Consider the following 464-nt stretch of genomic DNA (forward strand, 5'->3'; position numbering starts at 1 on the left):
AGCTTAATCGATTTAGTTAATTTTTATATTAATCTCAATAAAAACAGTTGAACCATGAGAAATTCAAGATTAATCGGTGGAAAGCCGAAAATTGGTATCAGACCTATTATTGACGGTCGCCGTGGAGGTATCCGTGAGTCATTGGAGGATATGACTATGGGCATGGCCCATAAAGTGGCCGAGCTTTATTCTTCTGTCTTACGTCATAGTGACGGCACTTCCGTAGAGTGCGTCATTGCAGATACAACTATCGGTGGAGTGGCTGAAGCCGCCATGGCGGCTGAAAAATTCCGTAATAGTGGAGTGGGTGTCGTACTTTCTGTAACTCCTTGCTGGTGTTATGGATTCGAGACTATTGATATGGACGGAGAGATGCCGAAAGCCATCTGGGGCTTTAACGGTACGGAACGTCCGGGTGCGGTTTACCTGGCTTCAGCATTGGCAAGCCATACACAGAAGGGATT

1 pseudogene is annotated in these 464 nt (G+C 45.7%); it reads left to right on the forward strand.

Annotated features, from left to right (window positions below):
• Positions 1 to 54 precede the first annotated feature (54 nt).
• Positions 55 to 464: pseudogene (gene fucI, locus DWY55_RS21845) on the forward strand (L-fucose isomerase); the annotation flags it as partial.

The sequence above is a fragment of the Bacteroides sp. AF25-38AC genome (assembly GCF_003602995.1).
Taxonomy (GTDB): domain Bacteria; phylum Bacteroidota; class Bacteroidia; order Bacteroidales; family Bacteroidaceae; genus Bacteroides; species Bacteroides uniformis.